Raw genomic sequence first — 17,909 nt, forward strand, 5'->3', positions numbered from 1 at the left:
GTTGATACTTATGGGGGGCACTCATGCCGGCGCGACCGCGTGCACCGGTCATCAGCGCACCTGAAGTACCTGTATAGGTCGTGTATGGCACGCCCTGGCAGGGTGGCGCGACTCGCCCCACCCAGCGAACGCCCGTGGAACCCGACAGGAGCGACCTTGTCCGAACCGCAGACCACCGCCCCCGCGGACCGGCGCGTCGTACTCAACAGCGAGGGGCAGTACTCGATCTGGTGGACCGACCGCGAACTGCCGGCGGGGTGGCGGGCCGAGGGGACCGCGGGGTCGCGGGAGCGGTGCCTGGTCCGCATCCAGGAGTTGTGGGCCGACCTGCGGCCGGTGAGCCTGCGCCGGCGAGCGGAAGCGGAAGGGGGGGATGCGGCGGAAGCGGAGGGCGAAGCGGCGGCGGATCGGGACCGGGCAGGTGCCGCCTGCGTCCCCGGGCTCGTCGGACGGCAGGCGCGGCGGAACCCGGATGCCGTGGCCGTGGAGGGCGACGGTTTCGCCCTGTCCTACGGCGGGCTCGACGCCGCGTCCAACCGCTGGGCCCGGTACCTGCGGTCGCGGGGCGTGGGGCGCGGCGCGCTGGTGGGGGTGCTGCTCGGCCGGGGCGCCGAGCTGCACGCGGTGTCGCTGGGCGTGTGGAAGGCGGGCGCCGGGTGCGTGCCGCTGGACCCCGAATTCCCCCCGGCCCGGCTGCGCTGGCTGCTCGCCGACGCGGGGGCGCGGGTGCTGGTCACCGAGGCGGCCTACGGGCCGCCCGACGGGTTCGAGGGCCAACTGCTGTGCGTGGACGACCCGGAGGTGTGCGGCGAGCTGGCCGGGCACCCGGGCGGGCCGCTCGCCGTGGCGCCCGACCCGGACGACGTGGCGTGCGTGGCCCACGTGCCCGCGGCGGCGGGGCGCCCGCACGCCGTGGCGGTCACCCACCGCGGCCTGGCACACCATGTGGCCTGGGCCGAGCGGGAGTTGGACAGGACGGGCAGCGGCGGCACCGCGGTCTTCGGCTCGGTCGCCTCCGAGATGACGGCCACCGGGCTGTGGGCGCCGCTGTGGTCCGGGCAGCGGGTGCTGCTCGCCCCGCAGGCCCTTGACCCGACGCGGCTGGGCGAGTGGCTCGCGGCCGCGGGGCCCTTCGGCTTCCTGAAGCTCACCCCAGGCCATCTCGACCTGCTCATCAGGCAGTTAGGCGACGAGGCGGTCGCGGCGCTGGCCGGGACCTTCGTGGTCGCCGGCGGCGAGCCGGGTCCTGCGGCGGAACAGCTCGCCGAACTGCTCGGCCCCCGGCGGCTGGTCACCTCGTACGGCACGGCCGAGACGTCCTACGGCGCCTTCCTGCACCCCGTGCCGCCCGGTGAGGACGCGCAGATACGGGTGCTCGACGAGGCCTGCCGGCGCGTACCTGCCGGCGCGGTGGGCGAGCTGTACGTGGCCGGGCCCGGGGTGGCCCGCGGCTACGACGGCCGGGCCGCGCTGACGGCGGAGAGGTTCCTGCCCGACCCGTACGGCCCCGAGGGGACCCGGATGTTCCGCACCGGGGAGCTGGCGCGCAGGACGCCGGCCGGCGAGGTGGAGCTGCTCGGCCGCACCGACCGGCAGGTGTGGATCCGCGAGCACCGGGCCGACCCGGCGGAGACCGAGGAGGTGCTGCACGACCACCCGTACGTCCGCGAGGCCGTCGTCATCGGAGTGCAGGCCGCGCCCGGCGACGTCCGGCTGGCCGCCTACGTGGTGCCGCGCCCCGGCGCGCAGGGCCTGGACGCGGCGGCGCTCGCGGCCCACTGCAGGCGGCGGCTCCCCGGGCACCTGGTGCCCGCGAGCCTCGCCCTGCTCGACGAGGTGCCGCGCGCCGCCGACGGCCGGCTGGACGTGGCGGCGCTGCCCAGCCCCGGGTGGTACGGCCAGGGCGGGGCCCAGGGCCCCCGCGGGCGCACGCCCTTCGGCGGGCGCGCCTTCGCCGAGATGGTCGCGGCGTGCCGGGTGCCGGGCGCCTCCGTCGCCGTCATGGAGGGCGGCGACCTGGTGGCGGTCGAGGCCGCGGGAACCGACGGGGAGGGCAGGGCGGTCACCCCGCGCACCGCCTTCCCGGCGGGCGCGCTGAGCCGGCATGTCGCGACGCTGGGCGCGCTGCGCCTGGTGGACGAGGGAGTGCTGGCCCTGGACGCCGAGGTCGAGGGCGGCACCCCGGCCACGCTGGCCGATCTGCTGGGCCAGCCCGACACGGACCCCGGCTCCGACCGCCTCCCCGCGCTGCTCGAGGACGCCACGGGGGAGCCCTTCCGGCTGCTGATGCGGCGCCTGGTGCTCGGGCCGCTCGGCCTGGACGACAGCTGGTACGGCGAACCGCGGGGCGCGCACAGGACGGGGACGACCGGCTCCCCCGCGGCGCGTGTCGGCCACGACGCCGGCGGGCACCCGCTCTGCGGCGCCGGCCCGGCCGCGGGCCCGGCCGAACTGTGGACCACCGCCGCCGACCTGGCCGAGGTGGCGCTGGAGATCCGCCGTTCCGCGCTCGGCGCCCCGCTGGCCCTGCTCGGCCGGGAGACCGCCGCCCGCATGCTCACGCCCAGCCCGGACAGCCTCTACGGCCTCGGCACGATGGTCGACGTCCTCGGCTCCGACACGGAGTTCGGGCACGAGGCCGCCCAGGCCGGGTACTACGCGGCCTCCGCGATGCGCGTGCGGACCGGTCGCGGCCTGGTCGTGCTGGCCAACGGCCGGTCCGGTGAGCGACTACGCAAGGAGATCGGCTGCCGCCTGAGGGAGATACGCCAAACGACGGAGAGGCGTTGGCCATTGGGTGACTGACAGTGGCGAGGCGCGGAAGACACGCAGGGAACGGGGTGAAATACCGGTACGTAGCGTGAGAGGTTCGCAACCATGTTGTCCGGACCAGGCGTAGTACACACAATGACTCTGCAATGTCTCCCGCGGGGGGGCGGGGCGTGCGCCGCCCCGGGAAGGGGACGGTGTGTCACCCTGGCTATCTTTTCAGGTGCTGGGCCCGCTCAAGGTGAGCGTGGACGGCAGGTCACTACTACTACGCAGCGCGCGGCAGCGCACGATTCTGGCCGTGCTGCTGCTCACACCGGGACGCGTCGTCTCGGTGGACTCACTGGCGGAGGCCGTCTGGCACAGCGAGCCGCCCGCCACAGCGCGCAACCAGATCGCCATCTGCGTGTCCGCGCTGCGCAAGATATTCCGTGACGAGGCGGGTGTGGACGGCCTCATAGAGACCGTGCTGCCGGGCTACGTGCTGCACACGGCGGGCCATTACGTCGACGTGGTCGACCTGTACGAATCGGCGGCGGCCGCGGGGGCCGCCGCGGAGGCAGGCGACCCGGACGCGGCAGCGGCAAGGTTCGAGGACGCGCTCGCCCTGTGGTCGGGACCGGTGCTCGACGGCATGGACGGCGGCGCCCTCACCGGGGCGGTGAGCCGGCTCACCGAACTGCGCATCGACCTGGCGGAGGAGTACGCCGCCGTGCAGCTCCAGCAGGGCCGCTACCGGTCGGTGGTGGCGAACCTGTCCCCGGTCGTGGCCGAGCACCCGCTGCGCGAGCACGCGCGTGCCGTCCTGATGCGGGCCTACGACCAGTTGGGCCGCCGCTCCGAGGCGCTCGACTGCTTCCGTGAGGGCCGCCGCATCCTCATCGCGGAACTGGGCGTCGAACCCGGCCCCGAGCTCCAGGAGTTGCACCGCAAGGTGCTGGAGGGCGACGGTCCCGCCCCGGTGCGCACGGCGCCGCCCCGGCCCGTCGCCGCGCCCGTGCCCGCTCCCGGTGTCGTACCGCGGCAACTGCCGCTGCCGCCCGAGCCGTTCGTCGGCCGGGAGGCCGAACTGGAGCTGCTGGAAGGGCTCGTGCAGCCGGCGCCCGGCCAGGGCGGCGGCCTGCCGGTGCGGATCGCGGCGGTCTGCGGCGCGGCCGGCGTCGGCAAGAGCGCGCTCGCCCTGCACTGGTCGGACCGGGTCGCGGAGCGCTTCCCCGACGGGCAGATCTACCTGGACCTCCAGGACCTGCCGGGCAACGGCGGCCCCGTCACACCGGAGGCGGCCCTGGACCGGGCGCTGCGCGCGCTCGGTGTGGCGGGACCGTCGATCCCGGCCGGCCTCCAGGACCGGGCCGCGCTCTACCGCAGCACCCTGGACAGCAAGCGGCTGCTCGTCGTCCTGGACAATGCCGGCTCCCTGGAACAGATCCGCCCGCTGCTGCCCGGACGCGGCCCCGCTCGGGCGCTCTTCACCAGCCGCGACCCGCTCAACGGGCTCGCGGGCGCCTTCGCCGCGGTCCGCGTCGAGCTGCACGTGATGAGCCCGGCCGAGTCGCTCGGGCTGCTCGCCGCCACCATCGGCGACCAGCGGGTGGCGGCCGAACCCGCCGCGGCCCAGCGGCTGGTGGACCTGTGCGACCACCTGCCGCTGGCCCTGCGGATCGTGGCGACCCGCTTACTGTCCGACAACCAGTGGTCGCTGCGCAGGATGGCGGCCCGCATGGAGGACCGCCGCGAGCGGCTCGACGTGCTCAGCACGGGGGAGAGCGGCGTCCGCTCCGGCCTCTGGCTCAGCTACCGCGCCCTGTCCGTACAGGCGGCCCGGCTCTACCGGCAGTTGAGCATGCTGGAGGTGCCCGACCTCCCGGCGTGGATCGGCGCCCCCGTCCTCGGCGTGACCCCCGGTGACTCCGAGGAACTGCTCAACCAGCTCGCCGCCGCTCAGCTGCTGGAGACCTGCCCCGCGCCGGGCGGCGGCACACGCTTCCGCTTCCAGGACCTGATGCGGCTCTTCGCCCAGGAGCGCTGCCTGGCCGAGGACAGCGCGCAGGAGCGCGAACAGGCCCTGGACCGCGTCCTGTCCGCCATGCTCACCCTCGTCTACGCGGCCCAGGAGCAGCTGTACGGCAAGGGCGAGGTGGCCCCGCACGTCCCGGCGTACACCGCCGAGATCCCCGGCGGGACGGTCAGCGAGCTGGTCGCCGACCCCATCGAGTGGTTCGAGGGCGAGCGGGAGGTGCTCGGCTCGCTGGTGGCGCAGGCCGCGCGCGGCGACCAGGCCGGCCGCGCCTGGGTCCTCGCGGTGGGCTCCGTCTCCTTCTTCGAGACCCGCAACCACCTGGAGGACTGGCAGCGCACGGCCGAGTGCGCGCTGGAGGGCGCGCGGCGCGTCGGCGACGTCCGCGGGGCCGGCACCATGCTCCGCTCGCTGGGCACGCTGGCCATCTACCAGCGCCGCTACGAGGAGGCGCGGGAGCGCCTGGAGACCGCCCTGGTCCACCTGGAGCAGACCGACGACGTCCAGGGCCGGGCCATCGTGCGGCGCAACCTCGCGGTGTGCGCCCGCTTCTCCGGCGACCTCGCCGAGGCGGCCCGCCGCTGCGAGGAGGCCCTGGTGCTCTTCCGGCAGGCCGGGGACTCCTCGGGGCTGTCGCACGCGCTGGGGCTGCTGGCCCAGATCGAGATCGAGCTGGGCAATCCCGAGCGCGGTGTGGAGCTGAGCAACCAGGCCATCGAGGTCAGTTACGAGGCCGGGTCGCTGCGCAGCCGCACGCAGAATCTCTACCGCCTCGCCGAGGCGCTGCTCAGCGCCGGGCAGTCGGCCCAGGCGGTGGGGGTCTGCCACGACGTGGTGGGCCTCACCCGCGGCCAGGGCGACCGCCTGGGCGAGGCCCACGGGCTGTGCGTGCTCGGCGAGGCGCAGTGGCGGCTGAACGAGCCGCACAAGGCGCGCGCCAGCCTGCTGCGCGGGCTGCGCGCCGCGGAAGAGGTCAACGACCGCTTCCTGCAGGCCCGTATCACCACCAACCTGGCCTGCGCCGAGGCCATCACCGGTGGCACCGGCGCCGACGCGCCGCTGGAGTGGGCCCAGCAGGAGTTCCGTACCCTCAACGCCCCGGTGTGGGTGCGGCGTGCGGGCCGGCTGCGGGAGGCGCTGGAGTCGCATGACGCGGACGGCCCGATCGAGGGGCTGGTGCTGGCCGAGCTGCTGCACGGCTGCTGATCCCGGCCCGCGGGCCCGACCTGCCCTGGACGAGAGTCACGTCCAGGGCAGGTCGTTCGTGCCCATGCTGTTGCCGAGGGCGAGGAGCAGCGGAAGGAAGAGGAGCGCGGTGGTGAGGAACGCCGCTGCGACCGAACGGGGCTTTCGCATGGATGACTCTCCTATGAGTTCTCGGTAATTCCTCCGGACGGCTCTTGGCTCGAACCCTAGGCGCGGCCGCTTTTGGCGCGGTTTCCCGGCGATTTCGCGTGCCCGAAATCGACTCGATAATGCGGAGAAAGAGTCGGCGGATACCGTCACGGACAGATTTCGCCGGGATTGTTCGTGAGACGGGACCGCACTGTGCTGAACTCTGGGGGAGTGGCCGTCAGGACCGCCGACGGGCCCGCTGACGGGCCCGCCGACGGTCCTGCCGACCGTGGCGACCTGCACGCGGAACCACCGCATGCGCTCGAATTCCGGCTGCTCGGGCCGGTGTCGGTGACCCGGGCGGGCACCGCGGTGCCGCTGCCGGGGGCGAAGATCCACACCGTACTCGCGGTGCTGCTGCTCGCCCGCGGCGCCCTGGTCGCCGACGGCCGGCTGAGCGCCGCACTGTGGGGGGACGCGCCGCCGCCCACCTCGAACTCCCAGATATACACGTACGTCTCCCGGCTCAGGAAAATACTCGGGGACGACGCGGAGCGGATCTCAAGGAAAGGCCCGGGATACGTACTCGACGCCCGCGGCGCCGAGGTCGACCTCTTCTCCTTCGAAAGGCTCGACCGCCTCGGCCGCCAGGCCCTGCGGGAGAACCGCCACGAGGAGGCAGGGCGGCTGCTCGGCAGCGCGCTGGACTGCTGGAGCGGCCACGCCCTGGACAACGTGACCGAGCACCTGCTCCAGTCCGAGCGGCCGCGGCTGGAATTCCTGCGGGCGGAGGCGCTGGAGCGACGCATCCAGGCGGACCTGGAGACCGGCAGGCACCGCTCCCTGGTGCCCGAACTGCTCTCCCTGGTGGCGCGCTTCCCCATGGAGGAGAACCTGCGCGCCCACCTCATCACCGCGCTGCACCGCTGCGACCGGCAGGCCGAGGCCGTGCAGGTGTACACCGAGGGCCGCCGGATACTCGACGAGCAGCTCGGGGTGGTGCCCGGCCAGCAGCTCAGCAAGGCCTACCTGCGGATGCTGCGCGGCGAGGGCGCCGCGCAGCCGCGCAGGCCGCTCGTCGTGCTGCCGGTGCGGGCGGCCGCCTTCACCGGGCGCAAGGCCGAGGCGGCACGGCTCAGGTCGCTGCTGCTGCGCAGGCCCGCGGGCCCGGTCTCCCGGCTCAGGGCGGCCCTGGTCACCGGGATGCCCGGCAGCGGCAAGACAGCACTGGCCGCCGAAGTGGCCCACGGCTGCGCCCAGTCGTTCCCCGACGGGGTGGTGCACGCCGACCTCCAGGACGCGCGGGGAGCCGCCCGCGCCCCCGCGGCCGTGCTCGCCGAGATCCTCTCCGCGCTGGGCGACACCGCGGAGGCCGGGCAGCGGGACGGGCACGACCAGACCGACCTCGTACGCCGCTACCGCGCGCTGACCGCGGGCTCACGGCTGCTGGTCGTGCTGGACGACGCGTCGAGCGACGCGCAGCTGACCCCGCTGCTGCCCGCGAGCCCGGACACCGCGCTGCTCGTCACCAGCCGCAGACGGCTGGTGACCGTGCCGGCCGCCTGCACGGTCCCGCTGGAGCCGCTGGGCGACCAGGACGCGGTGGCGCTGCTCGCCGAGACCGTCGGCGCCGACCGTATCCGTGCCGAACTCCCCGCGGCACGCGACCTGGTGCGCTACTGCGCCGGGCTGCCGCTCGCCGTGCGGATCGCGGGCGCCAGGCTCGCCGCCCGCCCGCACTGGACGGTGGCCCGGCTCGCGGCCCAACTCGCGGACCCGCGAGCCCGGTTGGCCGCCCTGTCGTACGGCGACCTCGACCTGCCGCGCACCCTCGACCGGGCGCTGTCGCGGCTGAGCCCGATCACCGCGGCCGTGCTGCCCTGGCTCTCCGCGGTCGGCCCGGGGCCCTTCACCGCCCGGCTCGCCGGCGACGTGATCGGCCTGGACGGGGTCGAGCGCGCCCTGGAGGAACTCGTCGACGCCTGCCTGCTCACCTCCGAGCCGGACAGCGCCGCACTCGGCGAGGACCGCTACCGGTTCCACCCCCTCTTCCTGCTGCACGCAGGCGAACTGCCCAGAAGGGAGCTCCCCCGGTGACCCCGCGCCAAGCGGACGGCAAGTCCGGTGACAGGTCTGTTCAAGATGGATGGCTGAGGCTGGCCGCCATGAATCCCAAGGATGGTGAACGCCATGAGTGAGGCGGCCCCGGCCACTCAGGAAGGCGCGATCAAGGCGCTGCACTCGGCCATCGAGGAAGCAGCCGGACTGCTGGAGGTGGACTACGCGCGCGACAAGGTGCGGCGCATCCTCGACCTCTACGGCGGGGACCTCGCCCAGGGCGTGGTCGCCTTCCGGGTGTCGACCGGCGCGCGGCGCGCGGGCGAGCTGGACTGCCGCTTCACGGTGCCGCACGACACCGACCCCTACGAACTCGCGTTGAAGAACGGCCTGTTGGAGGAGACGGACCACCCCGTCTCCCGGCTGCTCGCGGACATCAGCGAGAACTGCCCCGTCGACGGCTACGGCATCGACTTCGGTGTCGTCAAAGGGTTCAAGAAGATCTGGGTGGTGCTGCCCAGGACCGAACTCCAGCCCGTGGCCAAGCTCGCGGGCATCGCCTCGATGCCGCCCAGCCTGGGCGCGAGCCTCGACTTCATCGCCCGGCACGGCCTCGGCGACACCGTCGGCCTGCTCGGCATCGACTACGTCGGCCGTACCGTCAACATCTACTTCGGCGAACCGCCCGAGGGCGGCATCGCCCCCGGGTCCGTGCGCTCGATGCTGCGCGAGATCGACCAGGCCGAGCCCTCCGAGCAGGCGTTGCGGCTCGGGCAGCAGGCCTTCGGCGTCTACGTGACCCTCAGCTGGGACTCCCCGCGGATCGAGCGGATCTCCTTCGCCGTGGCGACGACCGACCCCGGCAGCCTGCCCGTCGAACTCGACGACCGGATCGACCTGTTCGTGCGGCACGTGCGCGCCTCCGACCCGGAGACGAAGTTCGTCTACGCGGTCGCCTCCCAGCCCGACGGCGAATATTACAAGCTCCAGTCCTACTACCGGTGGGGCTCCGGCGTGCCGGAGATCATGCAGCTGCCCGAGGGAGTCCTCGCGGACCCGGTGTAGCCCCGCCCCCCTCGCTTCCGCCGCCTGAATGGCGTCGCTCGTTTTCTCGAACTCCTCATGGCCCGGCGGACGTCGGATGCTTCCTGCCGCCCGGCCGCACTCCCGGAAGGACGAAACCTTGGGCACCGTAGAAGTTCCGGTACTGATCGTGGGCGGCGGCGGCGCCGGACTGTCCGCCTCCACCTTCCTGTCCGACGCCGGCGTCGGCCACCTGCTGGTGGAGCGCCGCGCGGACACCTCGCGCCTGCCGAAGGCGCACTACGTCAACCAGCGCACCATGGAGATCTTCCGCCAGCACGGCCTGGCCGACGACGTGCTCGAACTGGGCGCAGGCCCGGAGCAGTTCGGCAAGGTCCGCTGGCAGACCACGCTCACCGGGCAGGGCCCGCTCGACGGGCGGCTCATCCACGAGATGGACGGCTTCGGCGGCGGCGCGCTGCGCGAGGCGTACGAGGCGGCCGGACCCGTGCTCCCGGTCAAGCTGCCCCAGCTGCGCCTGGAGCCGGTGCTGCGCCGGCACGCCGAGCAGCGCAACCCCGGGAAGGTGCTGTTCGGACACGAGCTGGTCTCGCTGACCCAGGAGGAGGGCGGCGAGAGCGTCACCGCCGAGATCCGCTCCGCCGAGACCGGCGAGACCACCACGGTCGTCGCGCGCTACGTCATCGCCGCCGACGCCGGACGCACGGTCGGCCCGGCCGTCGGCGCCCGCATGGAGGGCATGCCCGCCCTCTTCGACGCGACCACGGCCTACTTCTCCGCCGACCTGTCGCAGTGGTGGAACGAGGGCTCCCTCATCACCTGGTTCCTCAACCCGATGCGCCCCGACCTGTCGAGCGCGCTCATCGAGATGGGCCCGACCTGGGGCAAGAACTGCGAGGAGTGGGGCATCCACCTGCCGCTCGCGGGCATCGACCGCGATGACGAGCAGGCGGTCACCGGCCGTATCCGCGAGGTCCTCGGCCTGCCCGACCTGGAGCTGACCCTGCACCAGGTGACCAGCTGGACCGTGGAGGCGGTGCTCGCCGAGCACTACCGCCACGGCCGGGTCTTCCTGGCAGGCGACGCCGCCCACCGGCAGCCGCCCGCCGTCGGCCTCGGCCTGAACTCCGGCATCCAGGACGTGCACAACCTCGCCTGGAAGCTCGCCTCGGTCATCTCCGGCAGCGCCGACGACAGCCTGCTCGACGCCTACGAGGCCGAGCGCCGGCCCGTCGGCCAGTTCAACCTCGGCTGGGCGATGTCCGCCTCGGCCAACCACCTGGTCGTCATCGACGCCGCGCTGGGCCTCGGCCCGCACGTGCCGCCGGAGCGCCGCGCGCAGATGTTCTTCGGCTTCTTCGCGCCCACCCCGATCGGCGCCGCGCAGCGCGCCAGGGCGGCGGAGATCTTCGCCACCCACCGCGGCGAGTGCCAGGCGCTCGACGTGGAGACCGGCTTCTCCTACGAGCAGGGCGCGGTCGTCCCCGACGGCAGCCGCCCGCCGGCCCGCTCGCCGCTGGGCGACGTCCACCGGCCCACCACCCGCCCCGGCCACCTGCTGCCGCACGCGTGGGTCGAGCGGGACGGGCAGCGGGTCTCCACCCACGACCTGGTCGGCCCGGCCGCCGGCTTCGTCCTGATCACCGGCCCTGACGGGGCCGCGTGGACCGAGGCCGCCACGCTGGCGGCGGAGAAGCTCTCCGTCCCGCTGACCGCGGTGCGGATCGGCGAGGGCGCCGACTACGCCGACGCCGACGGCGCCTGGGAGCAGCTGCGCGGGACGGACGGGGCGGGTGCCGTCCTGGTCCGCCCCGACCAGCACGTGGCCTGGCGCGCGACCGGCGCCGAGACCGACCCGGCGGGCGCGCTGACCGAGGCGCTCTCCCTCGTCCTGGGCCACCGGGCCTCGTGACCTCCCGCCCCGGCCTGCCTCCTTCGAGACCCGACCAGACGCCCGATCAGGCGTGTCCCGCGCGGAACGCCCTGACGAAGACGGAAGAAGCAGCATGATCAACAGAAGGTCCTTCCTCGCCGGCGCCGGCGGCGCCGCGGTGGCCGGGACGGTGCTGGCCGGCGCGACGCAGGCCAAGGCCAACGGCTCCGCCACCAAGTGGAGCCGGCTCGGCGACCGCCTCCAGGGCCGCCTGGTGCTCCCCACCGACGCGGACTACCAGAAGGCCAAGCAGCTCTACCAGGTCGAGTTCGACTCGACCAACCCCAAGGCGGTGGCCTACTGCGCCTCCGCCGCCGACGTCGCCGCCTGCCTCCGCTTCGCCGAGGGCGAGGGCATCCCCGTCGCCGCGCGCAGCGGCGGCCACAGCGCCGGCGGCTACTCCACCACCCGCGGCCTGGTCGTCGACGTCTCCTCGCTCAACTCCGTCGTGCCGGGCGACGGCACGGTGCGGATCGGGCCCGGCGCCCAGCTCGTCGACATCATGGACACCCTCGCGCCGAACGGCCTGGGCATCTCCGGCGGCTACTGCCCCACCGTCGCGGCCGGCGGCTTCTTCCAGGGCGGCGGCATGGGGCTGTTCACCCGCAGTGTCGGCATCGCGGCCGACAAGATCACCTCGGCGCAGGTGGTGCTCGCCGACGGGCGTACGGTCACCGCGTCGCCCGACTCCCACAAGGACCTCTTCTGGGCCCTGCGCGGCGGTGGCGGCGGCAACTTCGGCGTCGTGACCTCCTACGACGTCACCCCCTCGCCGCTGACCAACGTGGCCGCCATCAACATGGTGTGGCCCTTCGACCAGGCCTTGGACATGCTGGACGGCTGGGCCAAGTGGCTGCCCGACGCGCCCTGGTCGATCGGCAGCGGCGTCAATGTCACGCTCACCGACGCCGGTCCCGGCACGGTGCCGAGCGCCGCGGTCTTCCTGGCCTCGGTGGACACCGGGCCGGCCTTCGACGCCGAGATCGCCCGGCTGCTGTCGCTGGTCGGCCGGCCCACGGTCTTCCAGCAGAAGTTCACCGCCCCTTATCGCAACGTGCTGATGCAGCTCTACCAGTGCACGGAGCTGTCGGTGCAGCAGTGCCACCGCGTCGACACCTCCACGAGCGGCCATATCCAGCGTCCGGCCTTCGGCGCCTGGCGCAGCCGCCTGTTCGAGGACTCGATGCCGCGCGAGGGCTGGTCCAAGGCGCTCGACGCCTTCGTCGACCACCGCTACGCGGGGCAGATGCGCCAGCTGCAGATCTCCGCGCTCGGCGGCCAGGCCAACACGCTGCCGCGCGACCACTCCGCCTACGTCCACCGCGACAGCCTCTTCTCGGTCAGCTTCCTCACCTCGGAGGCGGCGGCCCCGGTCCCCACCGAGGCCAAGGACGCCGCCTGGGCGTACGTCGACGGCGGCTTCAAGGCGATCGACCCCTACTCCAACGGCGAGACCTACCAGAACTTCATCGACCCGCGCCTGCCGGACTGGCGGCGCTCCTACTACGCCGAGAACTACTCGCGGCTGGCCCGGGTCAAGTCGAAGTACGACCCCTACGGCTTCTTCCGGTTCGCGCAGAGCGTCCGCTGACCCGCGCCCGGCCCCGCCCCCGGGTCGCACCGGGGCGGGGCCGGGCCCCCTTCCTTCGCGCCTCCCCGCGCTTGCGCGCGCTCCGCGCGCCGCCTCACAGCGCCACCAGCCCTTCCGCCGGTTCGGCCGGCCCAGACAGGAGCACTCCATGAAGATTGCGAACGCTGCGCGCCCGGCCCCGCTGCGGCTTTCCGACGACATCGACCCCGACGCGGTGCGCCAGGCCACCGCGCGGCTGGTCGCCCACGTCAGCGGCAGAGCCGACCCGGACGGCGCGATCCGCGAGACCTGCGAGAGCAGAGTGCTCGAATCCGCGCTCGCCCTCTCCCTGCTGACCCGGATCGGCTCGAAGTCCCCGGCCAGGGACCGCCTGCTGGCCTACCTGCGCGGCCACCAGGAGTCGCAGGACCGGCTCGACATGGTGCTCGCCTCACTGGCCGTCGGCGGCGCCGCGGGCCGCGAGCCCGGCGGCGACAGCGCCATGGTCGGCACCCTGGCGTCCGGCGTGCTGGCCGCCGCGCCCGGCTTCATCTCCGTACGCCGCCGCCTGATGGTCTACGCGGTGCTCTCCGTGCTCGGCTGCCCGCTGCCCGCCGACGCCGAACTCCCGGGCGGCGGGCAGGCGCCCACCGACCCGCTGCACTCCTGGGCCGCCGTGCAGCAGGCGTCCATCACCCTGATCCTGGCCGGCGCCATGGGCGTGCGGAACCGCGTCACCGAGGCGGCCCTGGAAACCCTGCTGGCCACCGACCCGGCGGGCACGGTGTGGGAGGGCTACGCGCTGATGCACCTGCTGGCGCTGCACGCGCTGGCCGCCCGGCCCGGCCAGGAGGAGACCGTGCGGCGCGGCGTCGAGACGCTGCTGGCCCACCAGCGCGCCGACGGCGGCTTCCCGTTCGTCCTGGAGATGCACAACTGGTGCACCTCCACCGGCGGCCTCGCCCTGCACGCGGCGGGCGCCGACCCCGCGCTGCTCGGCCGTATGGCGGCGATGCTCAGCGCCCACCAGGGCGGCGCCCCGCTGCGCTCCCTGTCCCGCGGCGCGGCGCTGACCGGCGGCTGGTCGATGTCGACGGTCGTCGCGCAGAACGACGTCGACGACACCTCCTGCGCCCTGGAGTTCCTCCAGGCCGTCGACCCGGTCACGCACGCCGGTGCGATCAGGCGCGGCATCGACGCCCTGCTGGCCGTCCAGGGCGCGGACGGCGGCTTCCCGACCTATGTCGCGGGCGCCTCCTCCGAGCCGTGCATGACCGCCGCCGCGATCTGCGCGATGGCCCCGCACCCGGCGACCGCGCCGGCCCGGGAGAGGGCGCTGGCCTTCCTCGCCGACAACCAGTTCGCCGACGGCGGCTTCGAGCCCGGCTGGAGCCGCAGCCGCCTGCACAGCCTCTTCCGGGTACGGCTCGCCGCCTGCACGGCGGCCCCCGACAACCTGCGCGCCGCCGCGATGGCCGCCCGTATCGAGCGGACCGTGCGCGACACGCAGAACGACGACGGCGGCTGGGGCATGCAGCCCGGCGACCCCAGCGACGACATCAGCACCGCCTACGGCCTGATCACGCTGTGCTACTCCGACGACCCGGCGGCCGTCAGCCGGGCCCTGACGTGGCTGCTCGCGCAGCAGAAGGCCGACGGCGGCTACGGCGGCCCGCCCGACATGGTCGGCCCGCGCCCCTTCGCCTACCACTTCCCGCTGCTCACCGACATCCCGGTGCTGCTGGCACTGGGGCACGTACGGGCGCAGGTCCTCGACCCGCGGACCGTCGTGCACGCATGACGGGCCCCCCGGCCTCCTGACACCTGGTCAGGGGGCCGGGGCAGCCCTGTGACATCTTTCGCCCCCACAAGAACTCGGAGAAATCGGCATGCTGCGAAAACTGGCCGCCTTGCCCAGCGGACGGGTGGGCAAGTGGGTCGTCATCGCGATCTGGGCCGTCCTGCTCGTTCCCGCGATGATGTTCGCCGGGAAGCTCACCGGCGCGGAGCAGAACGACAACTCGGCCTGGCTGCCCGGCAATGCGGAGTCCACCGCGGTCGTCCAGCGCGCCGAGAAGCTGATGCCCACCGACACCGTGCCGGCGATCGTGGTCTACGACCGGGCCGGCGGCGTCACCGACGCCGACATGGCCAAGGCGCAGGCCGACGCCAAGGCCTTCCTCGACATCGACAACGTCGTGGGACAGCCGCAGGGCCCGGTGAGGTCCGACGACGGCAAGGCCATCCAGACCGTCTTCCAGGTCCACAAGGACAACACCGGCTGGGAGGGCCTCGGCAAGGTCGTCGACCGGATGACCGTGGTCGGCGGCAAGGGCGCCGACGGCCTCGGCTTCCACGTCGCGGGACCGGCCGGCTACGGCGCCGACTCCATCAAGGCCTTCAGCGGCGGCGGCGCGCTGACCACCATCACCGCCGTGGTCGTCGTCGCGATCCTGCTGCTCACCTACCGCAGCCCGCTGCTCCCCCTGCTGCCGCTGGTCACCGTCGGGGTGGCGCTGCTCGGCGCCGAGGCGCTCATCTACCTGCTGGCGCGGCACGCCGGCCTGGTCATCAACAAGCAGACCAGCTTCATCCTGGTCGTGCTGATCTTCGGCGCCGCCACCGACTACGCGCTGCTGCTGATCTCCCGCTACCGCGAGGAGCTGCTGCGCCACGAGGACCGGCACGAGGCGATGGCCGAGGCGCTCTACCGCTCGGGCCCGGCGATCGTGGCCAGCGCGGCGACCGTCGCGGTCAGCCTGCTGCTGCTGAGCTTCGCCGAGCTGAACTCCACCAAGGGCATGGGCCCGGCCTGCGCCGTCGCCGTCGTGGTCGGCCTGCTCGCCATGGTCACCCTGATGCCGGCCCTGCTGGTCGCCTGCGGCCGGTGGATCTTCTGGCCGGCCAAGCCGGCGCACGGCGCCGAGGCGGTGCTGAAGGAGGGTGTCTGGAGCCGGGTCGGCAAGGCCGTCGCCGGGCGCCCGCGCCTGGTGTGGGCGGGCACCGCGCTGGCGCTCGCGGCCCTCGCGCTCGGCACCCTCGGGCTCGACGCCTCGGGCCTGGCCAACAAGGACCAGTTCACGAACAAGCCCCAGATGGCGGTCGGCGAGGACGTACGCGCCCAGCACTTCCCCGCCGGGTCGGGCGACCCCGTCTACGTCGTGGCCAAGGCCGCCGCGGCGGACCAGGTCAAGGCGGCGCTGGGCGGCGTGTCCGGCTTCGCCGGGGTCCAGGACCCGCTGGTCAAGGGCGACGAGGCGGTGCTGCTCGCGCAGTTGAAGGACGAGCCGAGCAGCGACGCGGCGATGCGGACCGTCGACCGGGCACGCACCGCCGTCCACCGGATCGCCGGCGCCGACGCGCAGGTCGGCGGGAGCACCGCCATCATGGTGGACACCGAGGACGCGGCGACCCGCGACGACAAGGTGATCATCCCGCTCGTCCTGATCGTCGTGCTGCTCATCCTCGGGCTGCTGCTGCGGGCGGTGGTCGCGCCGCTGGTGCTGATGGCGACGGTGCTGCTGTCCTTCGGCGCGGCCCTGGGCGTGAGCAGCCTGATGTTCGAGCACGTCTTCCACTTCGCCGGGGCCGACGCGTCCTTCCCGCTGCTCGCGTTCGTCTTCCTGGTCGCCCTGGGCATCGACTACAACATCTTCCTGGTCACCCGGATCCGCGAGGAAGCGCAGCGGCAGGGCACCAGGCGGGCCGCGCTGACCGGCCTGTCCTCCACCGGCGGTGTGATCACCTCGGCGGGCCTGGTGCTCGCCGGCACCTTCGGGGCGATGGGCTCGCTGCCGCTGGTCTTCGCGGCCGAGCTGGGCTTCGCGGTGGCCTTCGGTGTCCTGCTCGACACGATCGTGGTCCGCTCGGTGCTGGTCACCGCGCTCACCCTGGACGTGGGCCGCTGGATGTGGTGGCCCAGCGACCTCTTCAGGCGCCAGGACGAAGCCCTGCCGACGGCGGGCGGCGTCGATCCCGTTCCCACGCTCAGCGGCAGGTAAGCAACCTGCCGAACGCGCCGTCCGGGGCATGTCCGGACACTCACTCTCGGGGGCAGTCTCCATGCTCGCAAAAACGTTGGACAGAGAAGTCCGCCGCACCTTGACCGCCGTTCCGGTGGCGGTCGAGGAGCACGGAAAGCCGACCATCCCCGGGCAGCGGCCCCAGGGCAGTGAGAGCCCCGGCGGCAGCGCCCGGCGGATAGCGGAACTGGAGCGTGAGGTCTGGGAGTTGAGGCGGGCCAACGAGACGCTCAAGAGCTACGTCAGCAAGGCGCTGGAACTCGACATCTCGCCCCGGCGCAGGGACGACCGCCTCACGGCCGCCGCCGACCCGTCGTCCCGCCCCGTGCTCAGCCCCGTGGCCGCCCCCGCGGCCGCGGTCGAATTCCGGGTGCTCGGCTCGATCGAGGCCTACGTCGACGGGCGGCTGGTCGACCTGGGCGCGCCCAAGCAGCGCGCCGCGCTCGCCCTGCTGGTGAGCCAGGTCGGCCAGCCGGTCTCCGTCGACATGCTGGTCGAGGCGCTGTGGGACGGCCACCCGCCGCAGTCCGCGATCACCTCCCTGCACGCCTACATCGCCAACCTGCGGCGCGCGCTGGAACCCCGCCGCGCGCCGCGCACCCCCGCCACCGTGCTGTGCACCCGCGGCCGCAGCTACCTGCTGGACAGCCGCGCCGTCGAGGTCGACGCGCACCGCTTCGGCGAGAGCGCCACCGCCGGCTGGCAGGCGCTCGACCGGGGCGACCCGCAGCGCGCCCTGCACGCCTTCGAGGCCGGCCTGGCCCTGTGGCGGGGCGAGGCCTACGCCGAGGTGGCCGCCGCCCGCCATGTCACCCCGGCGGCCGTCCGCCTGGAAGAACTCCGGCTGTCCATGATCGAGGGCCGCTGCGCCACCCTGATCGCGGTGGGCAACCACGAGCTCGCGGTCCCCGAACTGGCCGCCTTCACCCAGGCCCACCCCTTGCGCGAATACGGCTGCGAGCTGCTGAGCCTGGCCCTCTACCGCGCCGGCCGCCAGGCCAACGCCCTGTCCGTCCTGCGGGCCCACCAGAAGCGCATGGTCGAGGACCTCGGCATCTCCCCCAGCCCCGCCCTCCAGCACCTGGAGCTCGAAATCCTCCGGCAGGCACCGGAGCTGAGGGCCCCGGGCCGGGTCCAGTAGCCCCGGGGCGCGGGGAGTCC

9 protein-coding genes are annotated in these 17,909 nt (G+C 73.8%); all 9 read left to right on the plus strand.

What is annotated here, in order from left to right:
- Positions 1-156 precede the first annotated feature (156 nt).
- Entirely contained in the window at positions 157-2,805 is a 2,649-nt protein-coding gene (locus OG900_24030; GenBank protein WUH92872.1) for an AMP-binding protein, read from the plus strand.
- Positions 2,806-3,016: 211 nt separating this feature from the next.
- A complete protein-coding gene (locus OG900_24035; GenBank protein ID WUH92873.1) occupies positions 3,017-5,992 on the plus strand; it encodes a winged helix-turn-helix domain-containing protein in 2,976 nt (991 codons plus the stop codon).
- Between the two features lie 360 nt (positions 5,993-6,352).
- Entirely contained in the window at positions 6,353-8,218 is a 1,866-nt protein-coding gene (locus OG900_24040) for an NB-ARC domain-containing protein (GenBank protein ID WUH92874.1), read from the plus strand.
- 93 nt (positions 8,219-8,311) lie between these two features.
- Positions 8,312-9,244 carry an aromatic prenyltransferase gene (locus tag OG900_24045; protein WUH92875.1) on the plus strand — a complete coding sequence of 311 codons (933 nt, stop codon included), beginning with the start codon at positions 8,312-8,314 and terminating at the stop codon, positions 9,242-9,244.
- A 118-nt stretch (positions 9,245-9,362) separates the two neighbouring features.
- Positions 9,363-11,135, plus strand: coding sequence for an FAD-dependent monooxygenase (locus tag OG900_24050; GenBank protein WUH92876.1), 1,773 nt, complete (start codon positions 9,363-9,365; stop codon positions 11,133-11,135).
- A 94-nt stretch (positions 11,136-11,229) separates the two neighbouring features.
- Positions 11,230-12,747 (plus strand): FAD-binding oxidoreductase, encoded by a 1,518-nt coding sequence (locus tag OG900_24055; protein WUH92877.1) that lies wholly within the window; start codon positions 11,230-11,232, stop codon positions 12,745-12,747.
- Positions 12,748-12,895: 148 nt separating this feature from the next.
- Complete coding sequence (locus OG900_24060) at positions 12,896-14,527, plus strand: hypothetical protein (GenBank protein ID WUH92878.1); 1,632 nt, start codon at positions 12,896-12,898, stop codon at positions 14,525-14,527.
- 88 nt (positions 14,528-14,615) lie between these two features.
- On the plus strand, positions 14,616-16,727 hold the full coding sequence (locus OG900_24065) for an MMPL family transporter (GenBank protein WUH92879.1): 2,112 nt from the start codon (positions 14,616-14,618) through the stop codon (positions 16,725-16,727).
- 100 nt (positions 16,728-16,827) lie between these two features.
- Positions 16,828-17,889 carry an AfsR/SARP family transcriptional regulator gene (locus OG900_24070; GenBank protein ID WUH92880.1) on the plus strand — a complete coding sequence of 354 codons (1,062 nt, stop codon included), beginning with the start codon at positions 16,828-16,830 and terminating at the stop codon, positions 17,887-17,889.
- The last annotated feature ends 20 nt before the right edge of the window (positions 17,890-17,909 follow it).

This window comes from Streptomyces sp. NBC_00433, from assembly GCA_036015235.1.
Taxonomy (GTDB): Bacteria; Actinomycetota; Actinomycetes; order Streptomycetales; family Streptomycetaceae; genus Actinacidiphila.